Annotated in this window: 22 protein-coding genes and 2 pseudogenes; 13 read left to right on the top strand and 11 right to left on the bottom strand. The window is 69.3% G+C overall.

Features of this window, described 5'->3' with window-relative positions; translation table 11 throughout:
- Nucleotides 1-51 precede the first annotated feature (51 nt).
- The 6 genes and pseudogenes from ACWGO0_RS22490 to ACWGO0_RS22465 all read right to left on the bottom strand — a co-directional run.
- Nucleotides 52-171 (bottom strand): annotated as a pseudogene (locus ACWGO0_RS22490) (IS481 family transposase); the annotation flags it as partial.
- Between the two features lie 49 nt (nt 172-220).
- Nucleotides 221-1,399, bottom strand: a complete 1,179-nt coding sequence (locus ACWGO0_RS22485) for an alpha/beta fold hydrolase (RefSeq protein WP_453537711.1) — start codon at nt 1,397-1,399, stop codon at nt 221-223.
- A gap of 93 nt (nt 1,400-1,492) precedes the next feature.
- Nucleotides 1,493-2,737 carry a TniQ family protein gene (locus tag ACWGO0_RS22480; RefSeq protein ID WP_453537708.1) on the bottom strand — a complete coding sequence of 415 codons (1,245 nt, stop codon included), beginning with the start codon at nt 2,735-2,737 and terminating at the stop codon, nt 1,493-1,495.
- Between the two features lie 8 nt (nt 2,738-2,745).
- Nucleotides 2,746-3,990, bottom strand: a complete 1,245-nt coding sequence (locus ACWGO0_RS22475; RefSeq protein ID WP_383072637.1) for an AAA family ATPase — start codon at nt 3,988-3,990, stop codon at nt 2,746-2,748.
- A gap of 3 nt (nt 3,991-3,993) precedes the next feature.
- The gene (locus tag ACWGO0_RS22470; protein ID WP_453537705.1) at nt 3,994-5,994 is read right to left on the bottom strand and encodes a transposase; all 2,001 of its coding nucleotides are present in this window, start codon (nt 5,992-5,994) and stop codon (nt 3,994-3,996) included.
- A 224-nt stretch (nt 5,995-6,218) separates the two neighbouring features.
- Nucleotides 6,219-7,067, bottom strand: a complete 849-nt coding sequence (locus ACWGO0_RS22465) for a TnsA-like heteromeric transposase endonuclease subunit (protein WP_453537702.1) — start codon at nt 7,065-7,067, stop codon at nt 6,219-6,221.
- A 214-nt stretch (nt 7,068-7,281) separates the two neighbouring features.
- On the opposite strand from ACWGO0_RS22465, the gene ACWGO0_RS22460 reads away from it, so the two are divergent.
- Both ACWGO0_RS22460 and ACWGO0_RS22455 read left to right on the top strand, forming a co-directional pair.
- Nucleotides 7,282-7,947, top strand: coding sequence for a hypothetical protein (locus tag ACWGO0_RS22460; protein ID WP_453537699.1), 666 nt, complete (start codon nt 7,282-7,284; stop codon nt 7,945-7,947).
- 135 nt (nt 7,948-8,082) lie between these two features.
- The gene (locus ACWGO0_RS22455) at nt 8,083-8,898 is read left to right on the top strand and encodes a class I SAM-dependent methyltransferase (RefSeq protein WP_453537823.1); all 816 of its coding nucleotides are present in this window, start codon (nt 8,083-8,085) and stop codon (nt 8,896-8,898) included.
- Here ACWGO0_RS22455 and ACWGO0_RS22450 read toward each other — a convergent pair.
- Together ACWGO0_RS22450 and ACWGO0_RS22445 are read right to left on the bottom strand one after the other, a co-directional pair.
- Complete coding sequence (locus tag ACWGO0_RS22450) at nt 8,876-10,465, bottom strand: sodium/solute symporter (protein WP_453537696.1); 1,590 nt, start codon at nt 10,463-10,465, stop codon at nt 8,876-8,878. The genes ACWGO0_RS22455 and ACWGO0_RS22450 overlap by 23 nt on opposite strands.
- Nucleotides 10,462-10,722, bottom strand: a complete 261-nt coding sequence (locus ACWGO0_RS22445; protein ID WP_453537693.1) for a hypothetical protein — start codon at nt 10,720-10,722, stop codon at nt 10,462-10,464. The genes ACWGO0_RS22450 and ACWGO0_RS22445 overlap by 4 nt, the downstream gene beginning before the upstream one ends.
- 657 nt (nt 10,723-11,379) lie before the next feature.
- On the opposite strand from ACWGO0_RS22445, the gene ACWGO0_RS22440 reads away from it, so the two are divergent.
- The 8 genes and pseudogenes from ACWGO0_RS22440 (at nt 11,380) to ACWGO0_RS22405 (ending at nt 17,562) form a co-directional block, all read left to right on the top strand.
- A complete protein-coding gene (locus ACWGO0_RS22440) occupies nt 11,380-12,369 on the top strand; it encodes an esterase/lipase family protein (RefSeq protein ID WP_453537690.1) in 990 nt (329 codons plus the stop codon).
- Between the two features lie 210 nt (nt 12,370-12,579).
- On the top strand, nt 12,580-12,960 hold the full coding sequence (locus ACWGO0_RS22435) for a YciI family protein (protein WP_453537687.1): 381 nt from the start codon (nt 12,580-12,582) through the stop codon (nt 12,958-12,960).
- A 145-nt stretch (nt 12,961-13,105) separates the two neighbouring features.
- Complete coding sequence (locus tag ACWGO0_RS22430) at nt 13,106-13,438, top strand: deoxyxylulose-5-phosphate synthase (RefSeq protein WP_453537685.1); 333 nt, start codon at nt 13,106-13,108, stop codon at nt 13,436-13,438.
- A 93-nt stretch (nt 13,439-13,531) separates the two neighbouring features.
- Nucleotides 13,532-14,020, top strand: coding sequence for a MarR family winged helix-turn-helix transcriptional regulator (locus ACWGO0_RS22425; protein ID WP_453537682.1), 489 nt, complete (start codon nt 13,532-13,534; stop codon nt 14,018-14,020).
- 114 nt (nt 14,021-14,134) lie between these two features.
- Nucleotides 14,135-15,616, top strand: coding sequence for an MFS transporter (locus ACWGO0_RS22420; protein ID WP_453537679.1), 1,482 nt, complete (start codon nt 14,135-14,137; stop codon nt 15,614-15,616).
- Nucleotides 15,617-15,649: 33 nt separating this feature from the next.
- Nucleotides 15,650-16,138 carry a TIGR03618 family F420-dependent PPOX class oxidoreductase gene (locus tag ACWGO0_RS22415; protein ID WP_453537676.1) on the top strand — a complete coding sequence of 163 codons (489 nt, stop codon included), beginning with the start codon at nt 15,650-15,652 and terminating at the stop codon, nt 16,136-16,138.
- A gap of 59 nt (nt 16,139-16,197) precedes the next feature.
- Nucleotides 16,198-16,830: pseudogene (locus ACWGO0_RS22410) on the top strand (HAD-IA family hydrolase); the annotation flags it as partial.
- 111 nt (nt 16,831-16,941) lie between these two features.
- The gene (locus ACWGO0_RS22405; protein WP_453537820.1) at nt 16,942-17,562 is read left to right on the top strand and encodes an HAD family hydrolase; all 621 of its coding nucleotides are present in this window, start codon (nt 16,942-16,944) and stop codon (nt 17,560-17,562) included.
- 11 nt (nt 17,563-17,573) lie between these two features.
- Here the strand turns inward: ACWGO0_RS22405 and ACWGO0_RS22400 are convergent, their stop codons facing one another.
- The gene (locus ACWGO0_RS22400) at nt 17,574-18,221 is read right to left on the bottom strand and encodes a TetR family transcriptional regulator (RefSeq protein ID WP_453537673.1); all 648 of its coding nucleotides are present in this window, start codon (nt 18,219-18,221) and stop codon (nt 17,574-17,576) included.
- A 104-nt stretch (nt 18,222-18,325) separates the two neighbouring features.
- Here ACWGO0_RS22400 and ACWGO0_RS22395 point away from each other — a divergent pair, with 104 nt between their 5' ends.
- On the top strand, nt 18,326-19,312 hold the full coding sequence (locus ACWGO0_RS22395; protein ID WP_453537817.1) for a zinc-binding dehydrogenase: 987 nt from the start codon (nt 18,326-18,328) through the stop codon (nt 19,310-19,312).
- 237 nt (nt 19,313-19,549) lie between these two features.
- Here ACWGO0_RS22395 and ACWGO0_RS22390 read toward each other — a convergent pair whose 3' ends face one another.
- The gene (locus tag ACWGO0_RS22390) at nt 19,550-20,344 is read right to left on the bottom strand and encodes a TetR/AcrR family transcriptional regulator C-terminal domain-containing protein (RefSeq protein ID WP_453537670.1); all 795 of its coding nucleotides are present in this window, start codon (nt 20,342-20,344) and stop codon (nt 19,550-19,552) included.
- A gap of 97 nt (nt 20,345-20,441) precedes the next feature.
- On the opposite strand from ACWGO0_RS22390, the gene ACWGO0_RS22385 reads away from it, so the two are divergent.
- Nucleotides 20,442-21,398, top strand: coding sequence for an ATP-binding cassette domain-containing protein (locus tag ACWGO0_RS22385; RefSeq protein WP_453537667.1), 957 nt, complete (start codon nt 20,442-20,444; stop codon nt 21,396-21,398).
- A complete protein-coding gene (locus tag ACWGO0_RS22380) occupies nt 21,391-22,164 on the top strand; it encodes an ABC transporter permease (RefSeq protein ID WP_453537665.1) in 774 nt (257 codons plus the stop codon). The genes ACWGO0_RS22385 and ACWGO0_RS22380 overlap by 8 nt, the downstream gene beginning before the upstream one ends.
- 72 nt (nt 22,165-22,236) lie before the next feature.
- On the opposite strand, the gene ACWGO0_RS22375 is transcribed toward ACWGO0_RS22380, so the two are convergent.
- Entirely contained in the window at nt 22,237-23,064 is an 828-nt protein-coding gene (locus ACWGO0_RS22375; protein ID WP_453537662.1) for a hypothetical protein, read from the bottom strand.
- Nucleotides 23,065-23,250: the final 186 nt, after the last annotated feature.

Genomic DNA, 23,250 nt, shown 5'->3' with positions numbered 1-23,250 from the left:
CTGTCACTAGTTGTACTGACCGGGGACGTTGATCAATCGCGTGAAGGGACCGGTAGGCCAGGAAACCTGGAGCCGAGTGACCACCTCGCTGATAAGCCACCCATCCTCGACGACGAGTCGTGCGACCTTCAGGCGGTGGCGCGGAGTCAGTGCGGCGTTGCGGTGCGACATGGCAAGGCCCCTCCTCGGCCGTTCGGCCAGGAGGGGCACTGGGATGTGTTCAGGGTTCGAGCAGGAGCCCGAGGACGTGAGCGAACTCTGCCGGCTCGGCGCTTGCGCCGAGGTGGTTGCCGGGCATGTCGATCAGAGGTAGCTCTAGAAGTTCAGCGAGTGCTTGGGTCGCCCGGCGCGCCATCTGGTGATGGCTCAGCGAGCCAGCGCACAGCGTCACCGAAACGCGACGGATGGCCTCGATGTCGGGGACGTAGAAGACCGTGGGGCCGGCCATCCGCCCCAGGAAGTAGCGGTTCTTGTCGAGTTCCTCGACCGGTAGCTCGGGTAGCGCCATATGGGCGGGAGGCGTCTGATCTGGTCCTGTGTGGTGGGCAGCGCCGCTGAGGTCAAAGAACTCTTGCACTGCCCGCTGAGGATCAGCCTCTGCAGCCTTGAACGCTGCTGCGGCTCGGCCAGTCAGGTCTGCGTCATCCAAGAGGGACACAAGGGGCGGTTCATGCAAGACGGCCCGGCCGACCACGTCAGGATGCTGCTTGCCCAGCTCCAGCAGCGTCACGGCACCACCACTGGTACCGACGAACAGGGCGGGCCCTCCGGTAAACCTGTCGACAAGTGCAGCAAGGTCCTCGGCAAGGACCTCGGGCGTGGGCGCGGCCATCCCTGGGACCGCACGGCTGGCACCGATACCACGCGGATCGTGGGTGACGACGGTAAACCGGCCTGCAAGCTCATGCGCCAGCGCCGCGAAACCGGCCCGCCCAGCCGGCGCCCCGACGAGGAACAGCAGTGGCCCCTCACCCTGGACACCGAAGGCAATCGTGCAGTCTGGTCGGTCGAGAAGGTCCACCGAACTCGTGATCCGATCACTGAAGTCCGCGATCTTCCGAGTGATCACGTCGAGCGCACGGTCCAGCTCCTCGCGCCTATCGCGGACGCGACGGCGATGAGCCGTCAGCAACTCCACTCGGAGCCTGGCCGGATCAGCCACCTTGTCGTCAGCGCCTGTGAACTGCGCGATATCGGCCAGTGGCATCCCCGTCTCTCGGAGATGAACCAGCATGCGGATCAGCTCGACGTCGGCCGTCGTGTATTGGCGACGCCCCGCACTGTCGCGCCGTGGAGACGGTACAACCCCCTGACGTTCGAAGTACCGCAACGTGTCGGGCTCCAGACCGATCCACGCCGATACCTCCGCGATACCAAACAGCTCATCTGCCTCACTCATGCCTCAAGCCTCGCCCCTGAACCTCGGTACAGGTCAAGCGATCGTCAGCCGACCGCCTTCGACAAACTCAATCAACCTCTCCGGTCAGCACAACTAGTCGCCAAGCGGCGCAGGAAGCCACTCACGATCGCGTGCTCCCGGGTACTGGCGAATTTCCTTGACCGTTATCGGGGCTCTGCGGGTGAGGAGGGACCTCAGCGGCGGAGAGTTCTTCGGATAGTTGCGCATCCTGTCACCCTCAGCCTTCACAGGGCCCTGAACCTTCTGCAGATGCGCATGGATCGGAGCGAGCATTTCCAAGGCTCGTAGGTCAGTGCCCTTCAAGATCTGGTGGGCAATGCCGGTCGCTGCCACGTAGGCCCGGGAGTCGGGGGCGGGGCCGGTCAGCACGTGGAGGTAGTGGAACTTGCCTCTGACCGCGTGAAGGCGGCCCCTAAGGTCTTCCCTCAGCTGAGCGTCGCGCTCAAGGATTCGGGCGTGCTCGTCACTGAGGGCGAGGCCTTGGGCTGCTGGCCAGGTCAGGGTGATGAGGCCGGCGACGGTGTGCAAGTCGATGAAGTACTGACTGGTGTCGATCATCCAGCCAACGCTTCCCACTTCTCGTGGGCCGTCGGGCCCCAGGGCGATAAGCAGTTCTCCCTGGAGCGCGAGGGCTGTTTCGAGGAAGGCTTCGCTGCAGGTGGGTGGGGGGCTTTGGTGATGGCGGGCGCCGCAGATCGGGGCATTGAGGCGGCCCGGTCGGCCTTCGACGACGGTGCGGCACTGGTTGGGGTGGAGGTCTTCGTCCTTGATTCGGGGGATGAGGGAGATGCCCTGGGCCTCCAGGCCGGGATGTCCACATTCAAAGCAGTTATGGCGGAGCAGGCAGCGGTGGGTGGTGCAGGCGAAGACCGGAGGGAGCCGCCAGAGGCGTTTCCAGCTGCCTCCGTGGGCGCGTTCGACGTCGGAGTCACCGGCCAGGCAACGGGGGCAGAACCGTGACCAGCGCCGGAACACGCCGCGGTTGCTGTGGAGAATCCGTTTCGGCGACCGGCGCATCAGAGTTGTGTCGAGCGGGCCGTAGCGGGAGCCGAACGGGGCGAGGAAGAAGTTGGGGACTTCGTCAGGGCGCAGTCGGGTGGTGCGGGCGAACTCGGCTGCTTGTTCTGGTGTTTGCAGATACTGCTGACTGAGGGGGATGTGCTCGATCAGCGCCGTCCGGTGGGCGCTCATCCCGGTGCGATTGACGATCGTGCCGGGGCTGACGTTGTTGTGGTGGGCCAGGCGTAGAAGGAAGCCGACGAGGCTTTCGTCCGAGAGCGGGGCCAAACTGCGGGGCAGCGGGCGGAGCTGAGGCATGCGTACCGTCACTTTCCCGCGGCCTTGTTGTCGAAGACGGTGTTGCGGGGTTTCTGGCGGCGCTTCGGAGCGGGCTTGGCAGGGACGGCGGGGATTTCGCCGGCCTGCGGGTCACGGTCAAGGAGGTTGCCGAGGTTGATGGTGATCTCGTCTAGGAGCGGGATATGTAGCGCCTCCTGGCCGGTTTCCATGGCGCGGGTGCAGCCGTCCTGGACGAGTCGCCGCAGCAGACCGACGATGCCTCCGGTGCGGCGGAAGAGGTATTCGGGCATGTCGCCATCAGTGAGCATGCCGTCCCGGGCACCGAGGAGTCGGAGTTGTTCCTCGGTGCCCGCCAGGTGCTCGATCCAGGCGTTGATCTGCTGAGGCGTGTCGTAGGTGAACGGGTCGAGATCGACCAGGTCGAAGCGGCGTTCGGTCTGGGTCGCGGCCTGGTCGCTGCGGCCTCGCCGCGCACTGGGCAGGGTCCACTGGCCAGTGCGGGGGTCGGGCCGCCCTTCGCGCAGGAGGCCCGAGCCGGGGATGTCGACGCCGATGAGGATGACGGTGGCGTTGAAGGACATCAGGTCGCGGATGAGGTCGAGCGTGTCCTGGTCGTCCTCGCGGTGCATCTTCAACCGGGTGATGTCGTCCAGGATCAGCACGGTGGTGTTGTGGTCGTGCAGGGAGGCTCGGACGCTGCGAATCAGGCCGCGGAGGGTCTTGGCGTAGGGGGCGCCGTAGAAGTCGAGGATCGCCTCGCAGAGCCCTTTCGGGGTGGCCTTGACCGGTGTCTGGCAGTAGGCGACGGGGACGAACAGGTCTCGGGTTCCCTCGATCGCGTTGGGGTTGAGCTGCTGGTGGAGGTCGCGCCAGAAGTCTTCGAAGGCCGCTGCGGCCTCGCATGCCGTCTCGGTCTTGCCCTGGTAGCCGCCCCCGCTGATCATCAGGCCGTCACGAGTGCCAGGAGTGAAGTTCAATGCGTTGTTCTGGATGCGGGATCTCATCAGCGTGGTGACCCGGCGGCTCATCGGGGTCTCCTGCAGCCCGAGGTTGACGTGCGAGGCGGTGCGGTGCAGATCGTGCAAGGCCCGGCGGCGAGCGGGCAGGGCCCTGTATTGGTCCGGGCTCAGCCGGGGCGCCGGGATGAACGCGCTGCGGGTCGTGCGCCAGCGCTGCCATCCCTCGAAGCTGAGCCGGTCCGGTGGCGGTCCGGCCCTCAGGAACGAGACGATGCTCGCCTCACCGTCACCGCCCGTGGCACGGTCGTCCATGGCTCACGCTCCCTCGTCCGGCGGGTCGGGCTGGGGGCGGTCGGTGTCGTCCTCGGGCAGCAGGAACAGGTTGCCGGAACGGTAACTCGCACCCAACCGCGCAGGTTTGGTGGGACGTGTAATCACCGCCTCCTCACGGCGGTGCCGGCGCTCGGCGTCCAGGCCGGAGACGGCTTGCTCGACGCGCTGCAGCATGGGGGTCACGGGTGAGACGGGGACCGGGGCAGCTGCCCGGTCCTCGGCGGCGGCCCGAGCCTGGGTCTCGTCTCGGGCGTGGTTGATGCGTTCGGCGCGGGTGGTGGCCGTCTTCCAGCTGCTGACCGGGGCCCGGGCGGCGAGGATCTCCAGCAGCAGGGGCAGCAGTTCGGCATCCGTGCGGGGCCGCATGTCTGCCTCGCGTGCGGCGGCCAGTAGCTCGGAGACCCGTCGGTCGCCGAACGCGGGGACCGTGCCGACCGGGGGCAGTCCGGTCCAGCGCAGTTCGTGCCAGTCGTGGGTGAGGGGGTCCTGGAAGAACACGGTGCGGCGGTCGCGCGGTTCGCGGTGGACGCACCAGCGGCCCTTGAACTTCCCGCCCCGGGTCGAGCGCTCGTTCAGGTAGGGCTCAAGTGCGTCGCCGTAGTACCAAAGGCCCCTGATCTTCACTCCGCGCTCTCGCAGCACAGAGATGGGATGGGACGGCAGCAGCTCGTAGTAGAGGTCCGGCTGCGGCAGCCGCAGCCCCAGACCGGTCTGCTCGAAGGATGCCGCGAACAGCGTGTTGGGGCTGTGGCTGCCGCCCACGTCCCAGGCCGGGGCGTACTCGCCCAACTGCCTCCGCTGCCAGATCCCCACGATCCACGTGGCGACGAGGTGTTCCATCTCCTCCAGCGTCAGCACCTCCTCATCCTCGGGGGCGGCCCCGCGGTCGGCGGCGTCGACGCCGGTGTAGCCGGGCAGATGCTCGAACAGCAGCGTCCTGATCACGCCGAAGGCCCGCTCGACGGCGTGCTTGTCCGGAGGCCGCAGGGCCCGGGCCGGGAGGATGTTGCAGCCCAGCTTCCGCTCCACCTCCACCAGGTGGTGGTTGCGATAGACCGACCCGTGGTCGGTGGTGACTGTCTCCGGGCTGAAGAACGGCAGCCCGGCCACCGGATGGCCGGCGAACTCGGCCACCAGCGCGGACGGCAGCCCCGGATACGGCCACTCCATCTCCGGCCCCCACTCCGACCGCATCGGCAGTGGCAGCATCACGTCCCGCAGCAGCATCGCCGCGTCCACCGCGGTGTCCGACACCAACGTGAGCCGGAAAGCGCAGAGCGAATGGGTGAACACATCCAGCGCGAGGGTCAGGTGGGCCCTGACCGGCTCGCCGAAGACACCTTCGCGGACCATCGCCGGCAGCACCGTGGTGTCCAGCGCGACCACCTGCCCGGGACGGTCGACCAGCACATGCCCGGACCGTACCGGCAGATCAGTCGCCCCCAGATTGCGCGGCCGTGACCCGCTGGGGCCAAACCACTCGTGCCAGACCTGCCGCAGCGTGTTGTAAGACGGGACGTGCAGGTCGGGCCCGTAGGTCTCGCGTACGTACTGATGGATCAGGCGGGTGCGGGTGGCCATCCCGACCCGGGACCGGCCCTGCAGTTCGGCATGGACCGCGAAGATCGCCTCCCGGATCTCCGGGCCGATACTCGGGCGACGCCCGCCCGGCCGCAGCCACCGGTCATCGGCGCATCCGATCAGCCCGGACCGCTCACGGCCACGCTCCCAGCGGATCAGCGTGCGGTAACCGACCCGGTCCAGTCCCAGCAGCCGGGCCTCCTGCCGGTCCATCGCCGCCAGCTCGGCGACCTTGGCCCACCGCCGCTCGGTCAGCGTGGTGATCGCCGGGTCGTAACACGGCCTCGGCTCCCCCGGCCCGGGATCCTCCGGATTCCCACTGCGGAACCCGGTGCCCACCTCCAGCAGGTGGGCCATCCGCAGCCGGACCAACTCCAGTCTCCCCGGCGGAAGATCAGCCACGGACGCGGGCTGCCGCCCGCGGTCCGGGCCGTCGGCCGCTGTGCGCGAGGACGGTCGGCAAGCCGGATGGTTGACGAGGAACCGGAAGGTCAGCTGCTGCCGGGCTCCCACCGAATCGCGTACCACGACCCGCCCCAGATGGGGCTCGTGCCGTTCAACAGTCCACTCCACCCCGTCCAGGACAAGCCCGGCCCCCGGAGCGAGATCAAGCACCAGCGCAGGACTCACAGGGCCCCACCCGCCGGCTCGACCAGCGAGCGGTCACTCAACGGGACAGAAAGATCGATACCGAGCGAACGGTGCCAGAGCTGGTGCAGCAGCTCCGCCCGAGCCAGCACCGGAACCGTGGAAGCCGCCACGAGTTCCCCGAACGTCACCCGGGACCGAGCCCGTTCCAGGAGATCCGCGCGCAGCCCGAGTGGATCGGGCAGCGGGCGGCGCTGGCAGGACAAAGCGTCCAGCCCGGTGAAGACGTGCCGCCTCCACCCTGTGGCCACTACGTATTCCCAGCCGCAGGCCAGTGCCATCTCAAAGGCGGCGGCGAACGACTCGACGTCCTTCGCGCGCACCCGGTCGAGCGGGCGGACATCGATCAGGCACACCCCGGCCCGGGACAGCATCAGGAAGTCCGGAACATGGACACGCGGCCCGCCGCCGGTCCGGAACTGCAGCTTCAAGGGCTGCGGAATCACCTCCCGCACCTGGCCGGCGAAGTCCAGTGCGAGCAGGACCTTCGCTTCCTCCAGACTCTCGAAGCCGTGATGCCGCCCTGTGCTGACCATGTACTGAAGCCCGGGCCGGTGGCGCTGCCGCCGATGCCACGAGAACCAGCGAACCGGCCCGACCCCGGGAAGTTGAACCTGGGCAAGGTCTCGGACCGGCACGATCAGTTCGCCGCCTCCGAGGTTCAAGGTGACCGCCCAACGACGAGTCCAGCCATCCGCGAGATCCAGGTCCTGACGGCCAGAGACAGCCGACGCCCGTAGGAGCAAGTCGTCCCAGCGGCAGTGGTGCGACCACACCGCCCCCGCCTCAGGGTCTGCCACAGGCAGCAGTCCGTACTCATCGGCCATGCCTTCAAGCAAACGCACCCCCACGGCGCCCGCACCAGCACGCTTCGAAATTGGTGACAACCCGACTGCGAACACGAACCTTGTGACAACTAGCCCGAGCAATTAGTGACAACTATCGCTGCGAACTCGACCGAGCGGACCAGGTCAGATCCACCGCTCGGTGACAGTTATCGCTGCGAGTCACAGCCGGACCCCGCCACTAGACTCCGGCACCATGACGGCCGCCACTCCCGTATCGCCCATCCCGGTCGCGCCTGCCGGCCTGACCGACCGGGCCAGAAGGTTCGTCGAGGTGGACGGCGTTCGTGTTCCTCGGCAGGGCCTCGGGCAGCACCGGGAGAGGTGGATCGAGCACGGGGTCCCGGCCGTGGAGATCGACCGGGCCGCGGCCTTCCAGGACCGTTGGGGCGGTCTTGCACTGCCGCCTGCCCCGTACTACGAGGGCGGTCCGCGCATCCTGGGCGCCGATTGTCCCGAGGGCTCGGCCGCTGAGGGCTGGTCGTTCTCGGCGGGAAGCGGTCGGGTGTCCATGGCCTACGGATTCACGATCGGCCCCGATGGCGCGTTCGGGATTGATGCCTACCGCTGGACACCGCTGCATGCCAGCACGGACGGATGGGTGGAATCCTTGGCGCTCGCCGCCCATGCCGGTCGCTGGGCCAAGACAGTGACGAGGATCAAGGGGAAGGCCGTCGAGTCATTGGACCTCGTCGGCTTCGAGCCAGTGACTGAAGTGCAGGGCGTGACGGACACGTGGTGGCGGGGCAAGGACTCGCTCATCGCCCTCTACCGAGGCGAGGCCGTCGGCTTGGACGCTCCTCGATGCCTTGAAGCCCACGTGTACGGCGGCCTCGACGAGTGGGGGCTCCACGGCGGCTGATCGCCGGCACCATCGCCGAACACCACCGAATCTGCCCGCAAACTTCGTTGAGCCCGCACCCTGCAATCGTGTTGGCTGGCGGCACCGACCTGTCAGTACCGCAGGTGTCCGCTTGGCTGTAGCAGGGAGTTGAACGTGCAGGACATTGTTGTCGACCCCGTTGCCCACAATCGTGCAGCCTGGGACAAGTGTGTCCAAGAGGGCAACGAGTGGTCGAGGCCGGTGAGTCCTGAGGATGTCGAGCGCGCCCGCACGGGCGACTGGTCGATTGTCCTCATAGGGCGTGAGCCGGTCGACCGCTCCTGGCTGCCGACGGACCTGACCGGCAAGGACGTGTTGTGCCTGGCCTCCGGCGGTGGCCAGCAGGGTCCGATCCTCGCCGCCGCAGGGGCGCGGGTCACCGTATTCGACAACTCACCCCGGCAGCTCGGCCAGGACGAGATGGTGGCGGCGCGCGACGGACTCGACCTACGCACCGTCCTGGGCGACATGCGCGACCTCAGCGCCTTCGGCGACGCAGCGTTCGACGTCGTATTCCATCCGGTCTCCAACCAGTTCGTACCGGACTTGGCACCGGTGTGGCGTGAGTGCTTCCGCGTCCTGCGACCGGGCGGAACTCTGCTCGTGGGCTCCCTCAACCCTGATGTGTACTTGTTCGACCACGAGGCGCTCGACGAGCGCGGCGAGCTGATCGTCGCGCACAAGCTGCCCTACAGCGATGTCACGCACTACTCCGCCGAGGAACGCGCCGCGAAGTTCGGTGCGGATGCCCCTCTTGAATACAGCCACACCCTCACCGACCAGATCGGCGGGCAACTCGCCGCGGGGTTCGTCCTCACCGGCTTCGCGGAAGCGCCGCACCAATCCAACGCATCCGCTCAATACATGTCGAACTATTTCGCGACGCTGGCGGTCAAGCCGGAACAGGTCAGCGGCCTCCGGCGACCGTGAGGGCGAGGTTGTCGTACCGCTGTCGCTCTGTGGCCTTGCGGTCGAGTGCACTGCCGAGCCAGCCGAGTGCGAATCCGAAGGGGATCGTGACGAGGCCGGGGCTGACCAGCGCGATCAGCTGGATGTCGGCGTGGGGGAAAGCGGCTGCCGGGCTGCCCGAGATCAGGGGCGAGACGGTCAGGAGTGCGAGCGTGAGGACCGTTGAACCGTAGATCGTCCAGAGCGCGCCCCGCTCGGTGAATCCGCGCCACAGGAAGGTGTAGACGAGGACCGGCGCGAGGGTGGAGGCGGCGAGGGTCATGGCGAGTGTGGAGAGCAGCAGAAGGTTCCAGTCGGCGGCGGGAACGGACAGCGCGATGGTGAGGGCGCCGATCAGTGCCGCCGCCCAGCGGGCGTGCCGCTCCTGGCCGGGTACGGCCTCCGTCCCCGGCCGGGGGTGGCGCGGCAGCATGTCCCGTACCACCGAGGCCGCCGCGGCGAGCATGACGTCGGCGACGGTGGCAAGGGCGGTGAGGAACACGGCGCTGAAGAGGCCGGCCATCAGGATGCCGTCGGGTTCCAGTGTGTCGGCGAGCAGGAGCAGCGAGATGCTGCCTGTGGGGTCGGCCTTGCTCAGCGCCGTCCCTCCCAGGACCGCCGCCGCGCCGAGGCCGACCACGACCAGCAGGGCCGAGATCATGAACAGTTGCCCCACGGCCCAGCGCATCGCCGTCCGGGTCTTCCGGCCCGCGGGGGCCGCGAGGACGCGCATGGTGATGTGGGGCAGGCAGCACACCGCCAGTGCCAGCGTGATCAGTTGACCGAAGCGGTTGGCCATGGCCATGGGGCCGCCGCCGTACTGATTGCCCGGTCCGAGGAACGCGTCGCCCGGGCCGCTCCCGGAAGCGGCCGTGCCGAGCAGCCGGTCGGGACTCCAGTCGAAGCGGTCGAGGACCAGGACGGCCGCCGCCGCCATCACCACCAGCAGAATCGCCACCTTGGCGAGCTGGAGGCGACCGGTCCCGCGCACACCCCCGCTGACGGCGAGCGAGACGACGAGACAGCCGATGAAGAGGATGCACGAGGTCTTCGCACCGCTGCTGGTCAGCCCGAGGACGAAGGCCGACAGCGATCCGATGGCGGCCAGTTGCAGCACCAGGTACGGCAGGCACACGCACAGCGTCACCAGTCCGACGGCCAGGCGCACGGAACGCTCGGGGAAGCGGTGGGCGAGCGCATCGCCGAGGGTGTACCCGCCGGCGCGGCGCAGCGGCTCCGCGAACAGCAGCGCCAGGAGTACGAGTCCCATGACGCACCCCAGCGAGAGCATCACACCGTCGAATCCGGCGAGGGCGATCAGGCCGACGAGAGCCATCAGGGTCACCGCGGACAGGCTGTCCCCGCTGATGACCAGCCCGCAGCGCCAGGCCGGGCCGGGGCGGGCGCGGGAGGGGAACATCGCGGCATCGTCCTCTCCCGCCCCTGTGATCACCCACAGGAACCCGCACAGGGTCAGGAACACCATGGAGACGACGAAGAACGCCCCCGGCGCCTCGAACGGCGCTGCGAACGCCGCCGCCGCTGTCATCGCGCCTCCCGGCGGGTTCCGGCATCCAGGGACCGCCGGAACTCGGACAGTGAACCGTCCAGCCGCCGCGAGTCCCGATGATGCCCGAGCAACGCCCAGCCCATCAGCAGGAGTTGGGGGAACAGCAGGAGCAGGGCCGACGACAGATGGCCGGCGACTCGCTCGGTCAGCACGTCCGGCGCCACGGAGGAAGCCGCGGCCAGCAGCAGATACCCGCCACAGGCCCGGCCTGCCCAGCGGCGTCCGGACCGGCCCATCGTGGCGAACAGGCGGCCGGCGATCGCTGCGGCCGACGGGAGGACCGCCGGGCCGTGCGGCGAAGGGGGGGTGCGGGTGCGAAGAGGGGTGCGGGTGCGGGTGCGGGTGCGGGTGCGGGTGCGGGTGCGGGTGTGGGTCGACGGGGAACGTCATCGTGAACTCCGGGAGACGGAAGCGCGTGGACGGGGTCCGTTCCCGCTGCACCTGGATGGACGGGCCGGTGACCGCAGCATGCGGGGACGGGCAATGACGGTCCAGGGCACGGACGGCGACGGTGGGTGGCGTGCGCGGATCGTGTGCGCCGCCCCACGGGGCGCCCACCCCGTTGTGGGAGGACACAGCGTGTGCGCGGGCTGCCCGACCGTACGGGCGAGACGTCGCCGTGGCAGGTTCCGTGGCCGACGCGACCTTGGAATGCGGTACGCGTCCCAATTCGCGGCGCCTCCCTTGTGACCACCCACACGACTCCGGGCGAGCGCCATGAAGCCCTGTGCAAAGGCTTGTTCGGCGGATGCGGCTCCATGAAGGTGAGCCACCGATCCGGTCGGCGGCCCAGCGGCCGACACGGATGGATCCCCCCTTCCCCTCCCTGCGCCGAGCGAGCGCCGGGCGCCGGGGCGGGCATCCCCGTACGGCCCCTTCAGTCAGGAGTCACCGTGAACAGTCAGGTGAAGTCCCCGCGTCAACGACGCCGGTTCCGCACCCTCGTCCCCGCCCTGGTGGGCGCGTTCGTCGCCGCGCTGCTCGGCCCGGTCTCGCAGGCCGCCGCGGTCGACGGCCCCGCGCTGAACACCCCGGTCGCCGCGCTCGACGCGTCCGTGGAGTGTCCGTCCTCCTTCACGCACCCGAACCGTGAGCCGGTGCTGTTGGTCCACGGCATTACGTCCACCTACGACGAGACCTGGGGCTGGGGCTACGCTCCGGCGCTGCGTGACGCGGGATACGACGTCTGCGGGGTCACCCTGCCCGGGCGGTCGATGGGCGACATCCAGGAATCCACCGAGTACGTCGTCCACGCCATCGACAAGATCCACGCCGCGACCGGACGCAAAGTCGACCTCATCGCCCACAGCGAAGGCAACATGCAGCTGCGCTGGGCCGTGAAGTGGTGGCCCGGACTGCAGAACAAGGTCGACGACATGGTCAACCTGGCCAGCCCCAACCACGGAATCGCCGGCGGCAATCTCTTCTGCGTCATTCCGTGCTCCGCCGCGCCCCACCAGTTCAGCCTGGGCTCGAACTTCCTGGCGGCCCTCAACCAAGGAGACGAGACCCCCGGCCCCATCTCGTACACGAACATCTACAGCCGTACCGACGAAGCGATCATCCCGTTCACGACCGTGCCCCTGGACGGGGCCGAGAACATCGCGCTCCAGGACGTCTGCTTCGGCCGCGTCGTCGGCCACGTCAGCATGCTGTACGACGCCCTCACCTACCAGCTGGTCGTGGACGCCCTGTCGCACACAGGCACGGCCGTCCCCAGCCGCCTGCCGTTCGGCAAGTGCCTCGATGTGAACCTTCCCGGAGTCTGGCCGCACGAGGCCACGGCGGCGACCGCGGTCGTCGCAGCGAACTTCGCCTCGACCTTCCTCTCGACCCCGACGATCTGGACCGAGCCACCGCTGCGGGCCTACGCCACCTCCTGACCTCACGGTGACCGGAAGGTGTGCGGGCCTGCGCCGCCACGGTGGCGCAGGCCCGCACACCGATATTGCATATGTGCCACGTCACATCACAAGATCGAGAGATGTCACCGGAAACGAATTCCGGGCGCGTGTCGATCCTGGCGTGTCCCGTTCGACGCAAGGGTGAGAGGCGGGGAAACTCCCGCCCCGTCCCCCTACCGAGGAGTCACCATGCCGCGCTTCCTGACGATGATCCGCATCGACGAGCAGAACCTCCCCACCGAGGACCCCGGCCCCGAGTTCGGTGAGCGCATGGGCGCGCTGCTTGAGGAGATCACCAAGGCCGGGGTCATGCTGGAGACCGCCGGGCTCACCCCGACCTCCGACGGCACCCGGATCAGCTGGTCCGGCGGAAAGCTCAGCTACACCGACGGGCCCTTCACCGAGACCAAGGAAGTCGTCGGCGGTTACTCGATCATCCGGGCCAAGGACAAGGCCGAGGCCGTCGAATGGACCAACCGCTTCCTCCAGCTCCACCCGGATAGCTGGAGCGTGTCCGCCGAGGTCCGCCAGATCGACGAGGACACCACCAACGGCGGCTGCGCCGAGTAGGACCGCCCCTGGTCGCCACCGCCGGGCCCGGGTTCCGCTTGCGGACCCGGGCCGGCCGGCGCAATAACGGGAGCTGGAAAGGGAACGGGAAAGGGAACGGAAAACCGCTCGATCGCACGGTTGCGCACCGCCTACCCTCACCTCCATGCCCTACGCGAAGAGCTCGTACGTCTGCCTGCCGTGCAGGGCCTCGTACAAGCAGGTGTACGACAGGGACCGCGCACGCGTCTGCCCGCGCTGCGCCGGGCCGCTGATCCACGTCGGTTCGGCCTTCGCCGCGCCGAGGCGGCGGGACACCGCGGCGTGGCGAACACTTTCGGTCCTGCTGCACGCCGGGGTCCGCTTCCACAAGGACTGCTGCTTCGGTGGGCCGGGCTACCGGCCGCGCACACTGAGCGAAGTCCGGGAGCGCATGGCGTACGCCGAGGCCACCGGGGAGCCGTTCGCCCGCGCCCTCGTGCGCCGCGAGCTGCCGTGAGTACGGGGACCTGGGTTCCGGTTCTCCAGCCCGCCCAGAAAAACATCCTCTAGCGGACGATCCGCCACGAACCCAATTGTTACGCTGGCGAGCATGACCGCCATGAATCCCACCCGCAAGGAACCGGACCTCTCCTTCCTCCTGGACCACACCAGCCACGTCCTGCGCACCCGGATGTCGGCAGCCCTGGCCGAGATCGGGCTGACCGCGCGCATGCACTGCGTCCTGGTCCACGCCCAGGAGGAGGAGCGCACCCAGATCCAGCTCGCCGAGATCGGCGACATGGACAAGACCACGATGGTGGTGACCGTCGACGCCCTGGAGGCCGCCGGTCTCGCCGAGCGCCGCCCCTCCAGCCGCGACCGGCGCGCCCGGATCATCGCGGTCACCGAGGAGGGCGCCCGGCTGGCCGTACGGAGTCAGGCCATCGTCGACCAGGTACACAAGGACGCGCTCGACGTGCTCCCCGAGGGTGACCGCGAGTCGCTCCTCCGGACCCTCAATCAGCTGGCCACCGGCCATCTCGCCACTCCGGCGGAGAGCGCGGGGCCGGTCAGGCGCGCCCGTCAGAGCAAGAAGTAGGCGGAGGGAGGGAAGGGCGCGCAGGTCGGGCCGAAAGCGAGACCGAGATAGATAGTCTGCAACAAAACTATCTGCTACGGTCTTCTTATCGCCCCGACCGACAGGAGACGACCGATGTCCGCCGCTGCCACCGCCCCGTCGCCCGCGCACACCGCCCCGCCAGGCCCCTCCTCCCCGCCGGCCTCCACTCCGGCCCTCACGCCGCGCAACCGCAAGCTCGCCCTCGGAGTGATCGCCACCGGGATGCTGATGATCGTGCTCGACGGCTCGATCGTGACCGTGGCGATGCCCGCCATCCAGGGCGACCTGGGGTTCACCCCCGCCGGCCTCAGCTGGGTGGTCAACGCCTACCTGATCGCCTTCGGCAGCCTGCTCCTGCTCGCCGGACGCCTCGGCGACCTGATCGGCCGCAAGCGCATGTTCGTGGCCGGCACCGCCGTGTTCACCGCCGCCTCGCTGCTGGCCGGTGCCGCGGCCTCGCCCGCCGTACTGATCGCCGCCCGCTTCCTCCAGGGCGTCGGCAGCGCGATGGCATCCGCGGTCGGCCTGGGCATCCTCATCACCCTCTTCACCGACCCCCGGGAACGCGCGAGAGCCATCGCCGTGTTCTCCTTCACCGGCGCGGCGGGCGCCTCCATCGGCCAGGTGCTCGGCGGCGTTCTCACCGATGCCCTCGACTGGCACTGGATCTTCTACATCAACCTGCCGATCGGGCTCGCCGCACTCGTCGTCGCCCTGCGCGTACTGCCCGCCGACCGCGGCCTCGGACTCGCGGCGCGAGCCGACCTCATCGGTGCGTTCCTCGTCACCGCGGGTCTGATGCTCGGCATCTACACGGTTGTCAAGGTCGAGGAGTACGGCTGGACTTCGGCCTCCACGCTCGGCCTCGGCGCACTCGCACTCACCCTGCTCGCCGCCTTCGTCGCCCGCCAGGCCACCGCCCGTACCCCGCTCATGCCCTTGCGGATCCTCCGGTCCCGCAGTGTCGCGGGGGCCAATCTGGTCCAGGTCCTGATGGTGGCCGCCCTGTTCTCCTTCCAGATCCTCGTGGCCCTCTACCTCCAGAACGTCCTCGGATACAGCGCCGCCGAAACCGGCCTGGCGATGCTCCCGGCCGCCGTGATCATCGGAGCCGTGTCCCTCGGTGTCTCCGCCCGTCTGAACGCCCGTTTCGGTGAGCGCGGCGTCCTGCTGGCCGGGATCGCGCTGCTGATCGGCGCGCTCGGGCTCCTCACCCGCCTTCCCGCGCAGGCGAATTACGTCACCGACCTGCTGCCCGTGATGCTCCTCGCCGCAGGCTTCGGACTCGCGCTCCCGGCGCTGACGACGCTCGGTATGTCCGGCGCGGGCGATGAGGACGCCGGGCTCGCCTCGGGGCTCTTCAACACCACGCAGCAGATCGGTATGGCGCTCGGCGTCGCCGTGCTGTCCACCCTGGCGGCCACCCGCACCGACGGCCTCCGGGCGGACGGCCACACCCGGGCCGAGGCCCTGACCGGCGGCTACCACCTGGCCTTCGGTGTCGGTACGGGACTGCTCGTCACTGCCTTCGCCGTCGCCTTCCTCGTACTGCGGCGCCCCACGACCGACGCCTGAAGCCCCCCGTACCAGCGAAAGGAACCAACGACCATGAGCGACGAGGCGAACACCGAAGAGAAGAGCGGGCCCGCGCCCCGCGCCCTCACCGGGCCGGAGCTGTCCCGACTGCTCCGGGAGCAGCAGTTCGGGGTTCTCGCGAACGTCCGGAGCACGGGCCATCCGCACCTCTCGACCGTCCTCTACAACTGGGACGAGGAGACCCGCACCGTGCGGATCTCCACCACCGCCGAGCGGCTCAAGTCCCGTCTGATACGCGCCAATTCCCGTGCCGCGCTCCACGTCCAGGGACCGGACATCTGGTCCTTCGCGGTGGCCGAGGGCGAGGCCGAGGTGTCGGATGCGACCACCGCACCCGGCGACGCGGTCGGCCGTGAACTGCTCTCCCTGACACCGGGCTTCGACAGCCCTGCGGACGAGGCGGCGTTCCTGGAACAGCTCGTCGAGGAGCGCCGCGTGGTGATCCGTATCCACGTCTCGCGCCTGTACGGAACGGCCCTGGACATACCCGCGCCCGAGTGAGCGGAGAAGGGCCCCGGCATACTCGACGGCTCAGCCACGCAGCAGGACGGAGATCTGTGATGCCCGCGAAGTACGTGCTGTTCGACGTCGACGGCACCCTCGTCGACGCGCTCGACAACCAGCGCCGGGTCTGGGGCACTTGGGCGCTGCGGCACGGGCTCGACCCCGACGACGTCTACCGGACGGCCCTGCGCACCCGCCCCCTGGAGACCTTCGCCGAGGTCGCCCCGGACCGCGACCCCGCCGCGTGCCTGGCGCTGCTGCACGAGCTGGAGGACGCGGACGTCCTGACCGGCCAGTACACGGCCTTCGACGGCGCCGCGGAACTGCTGGCCGCCCTGCCCGCCGACTCGTGGGCCCTGGTGACGTCCAACTACGAGCACCGGGTGCGCGGCAGGTTCTCCCGTACGGGGCTGCCGATGCCGGACGTGATCGTGGACGCTGCCTCGGTCGAGGAGGGCAAGCCGTCCCCCGTGCCGTATCTGCTGGCGGCCGAGCGGCTGGGCGCCAGGCCCGAGGACTGTCTCGTCGTCGAGGACGCCCCGTCCGGCGTCCTGGCGGGACTGCGGGCCGGGATGACCGTCTGGTCGGTGAACGCGCCCCTCGCCCAGGCCGGCGCCCACCGGCACTTCACAGGCCTGCGCGAGGCGACCCACGACATCGTGGGCTTCGCGACCGGCACGGGCTCCGGGACCGGCACGGGCTCCGCGACCGGTGCCGACTCCGCAACCGGCGCGGACTCAACGGTCCGCGCAGACGCGCCGGCCGGCGCGGGCTCACCGGCCGACCGCCCCTACGACGCGGTGCTCTGCGACCTCGACAACGTGATCCGCTTCTACGACACGACGCACCTGGCCGCCCTGGAGCGCGCCGCGGGCCTGCCCGAGGGCACCACGATGGACATCGCCTACGCCCCCGAGGTGGACCTGCCGCTGCTGCTCGGCTGGATCACCCCGGACGAGTGGGCCGGCACCATCGTGCCCCACCTCACCGGCCGGGTGACCGAGGTGCAGGCGTACGAGCTGGCTTACGCACTGGCCGGGGCCCCGTTCCGGGCGGACGAGGCGGTGGTGGCGTTGCTGCGCCGGGTACGGGACCGGGTCCCGCTGGTCCTGGTCACCAACGCGTCCGTCCAACTGGAACAGGATCTGGCCCTGTTGGGTCTCTCCGACCTGGCCGACCACATCGTCAGCAGCGCCCGCGAGGGCGTCGCGAAGCCGGACCGGGCGATCTACGAGAGGGCGGCGGCCCGTGCGGGAGTGCCGATGAACCGGTGCCTGTTCGTGGACGACCGGCAGGAGAACATCGACGCGGCCGTCGCGCTGGGGATGACGGGTGTGCTGTTCCGTGAACCCGCCGATCTGCACGGGCCGTTGAGCGCGGTGCTGGAGCACGGCGCCCACAAGAAGGCGCGGACTGCCTGACCCGCGAGCCCCTACCCCTCTCCCAGCCCCGACCTCAGCTGCACGAAGGCCAGTTCGGCGGATTCCACCGCGCCCGCGTACACCTGGTCCGCGCTCTCCCCCGCGTCGATCCGCCGCCAGTTCTCCTCGGCGAGGATGCGCAGGACGGCCACGATCTGCCCCGCCGCGAGCCGCGCCGCGACCCCGTCGCCCAGGGCGCGGGCGAGCGCCGCCTCCGAGCGGCCCTGGTACGCGTACAGGCGGGCGACCAGCGCGGGCGTGCCGTACAGCAGGCGGTGGAAGGCGAGGACGTCCGGGTTGTCGCACAGGCCGGTCACCGGGTCGCGGTCCGCCAGCCCGGCGAGGAAGTGGCGGTGCAGCGCGTCCAGCGGCGATTCGCCGTCCGCGCGGTCGGCGACGACCCGGGCGGCCTCGTCCTCGTGGTCGGCGAACCGGTGCAGCGCGAGATCTTCCTTGGCCGGGAAGTACCGGAACAGCGTCGGCTTGGAGATGTCGGCGGCGGCGGCCACCTCCGCAACCGAGACCTTGTCGAAGCCCCGCTCCAGGAACATCGCGATCGCCGCGTCCGAGACCGCCTGATAGGTGAGTTGCTTCTTGCGCTCACGCAGACCGACCGGCGCGTGCGCCGCCGTCCCGGACCTGGACTTCTCTCCGCTCATGACTGCTTAGCCTACGCCCTTGACCTCAAGTGGACTTGACGTCCCAGAGTGATCCCCAGGGCGCCGGAACGACCGGACGCCGGCACGGGAGAGGCGTGATCCGTATGCGTGTGGCACTGGTCGAGAAGTTCGGCGGCCCGGAGGTTCTGGTCGCGGCGGAGCTGGCGGATCCGGTCCCGGCACCGGGCGAGGTCCTGATCGATGTGGCGTACGTCGACACGATCTTCGTGGAGACGCAGATCCGCTCGGGCAGTTTCAGCGAGGTGTTCCCCGTCCGGGTGCCGTACGTGCCCGGTGGCGGCATCGCCGGCACGGTGCGTACGACCGGTGAGGGCGTCGACGCCTCCTGGGCCGGGCGCCGGGTGATCGCGTCGGTGGGCTTCTCCGGCGGCTACGCGGAGCGGGCCACGGTCGCCGCCGACCTGCTCGTACCCGTACCGAACGGGCTCGGGCTGCGCGAGGCGGCGGCCCTCGTCCACGACGGGGTGACGGCCCTGGCCCTGCTGGAGTCGACGGCCCCGAAGCCGGGCGAGCGGGTCCTGGTCCTCGGCGCGTCGGGCGGCATGGGGACCCTGCTGGTCCAGCTGGCGCACGCGGCGGGCGCCCATGTGGTGGCGGTGGCCCGCGGCGAGCGGAAGACCGCTCTGGTACGGGAGTTGGGCGCCGACACCGTGATCGACGGGGCCGTGGCGGACTGGGCGGAGCGGACCCGTGCGGCCCTGGCTGACGCGGGCGGCCCGGCCGATGTGGTGCTGGACGGCGTCGGCGGCCAGGTGGGCCTGGCGGCCCTCCCGCTGGTGGCGGACGGCGGGCGGTTCTCCGCGCACGGGGCGCCGACCGGCGACTTCGCGCCCGTGGACCCCGGGGAGGCGGCGCGGCGCTCGATCAAGCTGCTCGGCATCGGGGACGTACAGCTGTCGGACGCGGAGCACGTACGGCTCGGGGGTCTGGCTCTCGCGGAGGCCGCCGCCGGGCGGCTGCGGCCGGTGGTCGGGGAGGTGTTCCCGCTGGAGGACGCGGGGCGGGCGCACGCGGCGATCGAGGCGCGCAGCCTGCTGGGCAAGGCGCTGCTCACCACCGACCCGCGCTAGGGCCTGTCCGGCGGATCAGGGCCGGATAGGGCGCGGCGTCTGGTGCGGTGCATCGCAAGGCGCCGGAGCGTCCTAGATGGGGTCTCCCCTGCTCGAACGAAGTTGAGAGCTTGGGGAAGGAGCTATTCGGGCGTTTCGGCAACGCCGCGAGGGATGGGGCCTCCCCTGCTCGAGCGAAGCCGAGAGCTCGGGGAAGTGCCAGACGGCGTGACCCCGGCCATGTCCGCCGGACAGGCCCTAGCCCTGCCCCTGCTCCTGCGGCTCCCCTGCCCGCTGCTGGACGAGCACGTCGATGCCGTCCAGCAGCCGGGCCAGGCCGAAGGTGAACTCGTAGTCCGGTTCGTCGGGCTCGCTCACCACCCCGGACGCCATCAGCCGGGAGAGCGCAGGGTGCCGTACGGGGTCGATGAGCCGGTTCACGGTGCGCTCCCACGCGGCCATCACATCCTGCGCGGGGACGCCCCGCGCCTCGACGGCTGCGGCGAGGTCGCTCATCAGCAGCGCCTCGTTCCTCACGAAACCGCCGACGAGGAGAATGACGGAGATCTTGTCGCCCTCAGAAAGGCCGCTGTCGTCCAGCGCCTGGAGCCCCTGCTCCCACCAGGCGACCGAATGGGGGCTCGCGGGCGGGCCCGCGGTCGGGATGCGGAGCATCCAGAGGTTGCGGTGGAACATCTCGCGCTGCGCCACCGCCCACTGGCTGATCGCCTCGCGCCAGCCCGCTCCCGTCTCCAGGGCGGGCAGCGGGGCGGGCGGCCCCATCGCCGCCTCCTGCATCAGGACGTAGAGCTCGTCCTTGGCGGAGACGTACCGGTAGAGCGCCATCGTCGACGCCCCCAGATCCTTGGCGACCCGGCCCATCGAGACGGCGGACAGGCCCTCCGCCGCCGCGACCGCCACGGCGGCGGCCACGATGCGGTCCAGGGTCAGCCCCGGCTTCGGCCCCTTGACCGGGCGTTCGCGCAGCCCCCAGGCGGCCTCGATGCCGGCCGACAGGCCCGTACCGCCCTCCGCGCCCTTCTTCTCAACCACCAGAACCCCACCTTTCCTTGACCACCATCCTAGTTATGCGTAATGCTTACGCAATAACGCGTATGCCATACGCAGAAGGAAGCCAGGGAGACGGGTCATGAGTGATACGAAGGCACCGCCCGGCACGATCGAGGCGCACGGCCTCACCAAGTCCTACGGAAAGCCCGCGGTCCGGGTCCTCGACGGCATCGACCTCCACGTCGGCCGCTCCACCGTCTTCGCGCTGCTCGGGCCCAACGGGGCGGGCAAGACCACAGCCGTACGCATCCTCGCCACGCTCACCGAGGCCGACTCCGGCACCGCCCGCGTCGCCGGGTACGACATCGCCACCGAGCGCGGCCAGGTGCGCCGGGCGATCAGCCTGACCGGCCAGTTCGCCGCCGTCGACGAGACCCAGACCGGCGAGGAGAACCTGCGGATGATGGCCCGCCTGACCGGCCTCTCGCGCGCCGACGCCCGCCGCCGCGCGGACGAACTCCTCGTCCGCTTCGGCCTCACGGACGCGGCCCGCCGCCTCGCCCGTACGTACTCCGGAGGCATGCGCCGCCGCCTCGACCTGGCGGCCGGGCTCGTCGGCTCGCCCGAACCCGGTGTCTTCTTCCTCGACGAACCGACGACCGGCCTCGACCCGCGCAGCCGGCAGGAGCTCTGGCAGGTCGTCCGCGACCTCGCCGAACGCGGCGCCACGGTGCTGCTCACCACCCAGTACCTGGAGGAGGCGGACCGGCTCGCCGACCGCATCGCGGTGCTCGACAAGGGCCGGATCGCCGCCGAGGGCACGCCCGACGCCCTCAAGTCCCGCATCTCCGGCCACCGGCTCGACCTCGTCCTCACCGACAGTGCGGCCTACCTGCGGCTGGCGGGCCGCGCCGTGCACCACTCCCCCGAGACCCTCACCCTGGGCCTCCCCACGGACGGCTCGGCGGCCCATGTCCGCGCCCTGCTCGACGAGATCGACCCCGCCAGGACGGACGTGGCGCGCTTCACCGTGCACAGCGCGACCCTCGACGACGTCTTCCTCGCCCTCACCACGGAGGTCCCCGCCCATGTCTGACGCACCGGGAATCCTCGCCCACGCCACGGTCATGACCGGCCGCAGCCTGCGCATCAGCCGCCGCAACATCGACGCCGTCATCACCTCGATGATGCTGCCGATCATGCTGATGCTGATCTTCGTCTACTTCTTCGGCGGCGCGATCGACACGGGGGCGCAGTACGACTCGTACGTCATGTACGTCGTCCCCGGCGTCCTGCTCCTCTGCGCCGGCTTCGGCTCCGCGACCACGGCGGTGGCCGTCAGCGAGGACATGAAGGGCGGCATCATCGACCGCTTCCGCTCCCTCGACGTCGGGGGCACGGCGGTTCTGGCGGGCCACGTGGCGGCGAGCACCGTACGCAACCTGGTCTCCACGACGCTGGTCTTCGGCGTCGCCCTCCTGATCGGCTTCCGCCCGGCGGCCACCCCGGCCGGCTGGCTCGCCGTGACCGCCGTACTGCTCGCCTACATCGTTGCCCTGTCCTGGATCTCGGCGGCGATCGGCCTGCTCGCCCGCACGCCGGAGGCGGCGGGCGGGTTCACGTTCTTCATGTCGTTCCTGCCCTACCCGAGCAGCGCGTTCGTCCCCATCGACTCGATGCCCACATGGCTCCACGCCTTCGCCGACCACCAGCCGATCACCCCGGCCATCGAATCCCTCCGCGCCCTCCTCCTGGACCAGCCCGCGGGCAACACCCCGTGGATCGCCCTGACCTGGGCGGCGGGCATCCTGCTGGTGGCGGTGGGGCTGTCGGGGGTCCTGTTCAGGGTCCGGACGCGGTGACCGGGGCAGGCCGGTCCCGGAACCAGTGGGCGTAGGTGGCCGTCATGCAATCCTGCGGATCACTTGCGACCATTACCACTCGGGTTCGCGGGAGAGCACCCACAACTCATCGAAATATTCTCGCCACGCCTTGATGGCATGGATCGCATCTTTTCCACCCGACGGGTGCCATCGGGTGAGCATCGAATCATAGCCTTGCGGATCCAGAATCTTCCGGTCGGCGGAGGTGGCAGGAAAGTCAGACTTATCCAGCCTGTTGTAATACCCCTCGAACGCGAGATCACCATTCACCAGGTACAGCTTGAGACCAGGCGTCATCCGGAAGACTCTGAAATCAACTTCCAAGTGGACCACACCTCGATCACGAAGCCCTCCCTTCACGCGCATCAGGTCGTTTCGATAGTCCCCTATCTTCCTCTGCAGGAAGGCGCGAAATTCAGGGTCATCTTCGACCACGCCCTCACGCGTTATCCTCCCAGGAAGCGAAGTCGACTCCCAGAAATCTGGAAGAATCATCCGCACAACAACCCTGCGCACCGCACCGGGGTGACTCTTCAACCGCTCCAGCACCGGAAAGATCTGGGCAACGACCGTTTCTCCCGTGAAGCCGATAAAATCGATGCTCACGGTGGGTTCCGCAAACGCGTCCTCGAAGTCTCTGGAGAGATCCCTCGCGCTCACTCGCTTCTCAACGGGCGGCTTCGTCAAAACGATCAGCCGCTGCACGGAGCTGTAGAGCACATAACCGACCAGACTGAGGAGCGCTCCACCGAGGAACGCCTTATCCTGCAGCGCGTCTCCAACGGGTTTTACGAATTGCGCCACAAGACCAAGGGCGAAGATGCCCACCAACAACCAGCGCGTTACCGCCACCTCGGCGCGTTCTTGAAAGTCAGACATACGCTGACGTAACGACGGATCACTCGACACCAAGGCCCCCAAGCCAATCGGCCACCTGGTAACGGACCCAATATGTTGCCGCAAGGTCCCTGCACAGGGAAGAGGACGACCGCCAGCATGTTGCAGCACCCAACTACCTGGCAGCGGTGCGTCTACAACACCCTCATGCGCAGATCCGGGCGAGTC

This window comes from Streptomyces sp. NPDC055749 (assembly GCF_053617235.1).
This window is presented reverse-complemented; position numbering and strand designations above follow the sequence as displayed.

Coding starts and splice junctions, on each gene's coding strand:
- ACWGO0_RS22485 (WP_453537711.1), bottom strand. CDS start 1,399: ATGAGTGAGGCAGATGAGCTGTTTGGTATCGCGGAGGTATCGGCGTGG.
- ACWGO0_RS22480 (WP_453537708.1), bottom strand. CDS start 2,737: ATGCCTCAGCTCCGCCCGCTGCCCCGCAGTTTGGCCCCGCTCTCGGAC.
- ACWGO0_RS22475 (WP_383072637.1), bottom strand. CDS start 3,990: ATGGACGACCGTGCCACGGGCGGTGACGGTGAGGCGAGCATCGTCTCG.
- ACWGO0_RS22465 (WP_453537702.1), bottom strand. CDS start 7,067: ATGGCCGATGAGTACGGACTGCTGCCTGTGGCAGACCCTGAGGCGGGG.
- ACWGO0_RS22460 (WP_453537699.1), top strand. CDS start 7,282: ATGACGGCCGCCACTCCCGTATCGCCCATCCCGGTCGCGCCTGCCGGC.
- ACWGO0_RS22450 (WP_453537696.1), bottom strand. CDS start 10,465: ATGACAGCGGCGGCGGCGTTCGCAGCGCCGTTCGAGGCGCCGGGGGCG.
- ACWGO0_RS22445 (WP_453537693.1), bottom strand. CDS start 10,722: ATGGGCCGGTCCGGACGCCGCTGGGCAGGCCGGGCCTGTGGCGGGTAT.
- ACWGO0_RS22435 (WP_453537687.1), top strand. CDS start 12,580: ATGCCGCGCTTCCTGACGATGATCCGCATCGACGAGCAGAACCTCCCC.
- ACWGO0_RS22430 (WP_453537685.1), top strand. CDS start 13,106: ATGCCCTACGCGAAGAGCTCGTACGTCTGCCTGCCGTGCAGGGCCTCG.
- ACWGO0_RS22425 (WP_453537682.1), top strand. CDS start 13,532: ATGACCGCCATGAATCCCACCCGCAAGGAACCGGACCTCTCCTTCCTC.
- ACWGO0_RS22420 (WP_453537679.1), top strand. CDS start 14,135: ATGTCCGCCGCTGCCACCGCCCCGTCGCCCGCGCACACCGCCCCGCCA.
- ACWGO0_RS22415 (WP_453537676.1), top strand. CDS start 15,650: ATGAGCGACGAGGCGAACACCGAAGAGAAGAGCGGGCCCGCGCCCCGC.
- ACWGO0_RS22400 (WP_453537673.1), bottom strand. CDS start 18,221: ATGAGCGGAGAGAAGTCCAGGTCCGGGACGGCGGCGCACGCGCCGGTC.
- ACWGO0_RS22395 (WP_453537817.1), top strand. CDS start 18,326: ATGCGTGTGGCACTGGTCGAGAAGTTCGGCGGCCCGGAGGTTCTGGTC.
- ACWGO0_RS22385 (WP_453537667.1), top strand. CDS start 20,442: ATGAGTGATACGAAGGCACCGCCCGGCACGATCGAGGCGCACGGCCTC.
- ACWGO0_RS22380 (WP_453537665.1), top strand. CDS start 21,391: ATGTCTGACGCACCGGGAATCCTCGCCCACGCCACGGTCATGACCGGC.
- ACWGO0_RS22375 (WP_453537662.1), bottom strand. CDS start 23,064: ATGTCTGACTTTCAAGAACGCGCCGAGGTGGCGGTAACGCGCTGGTTG.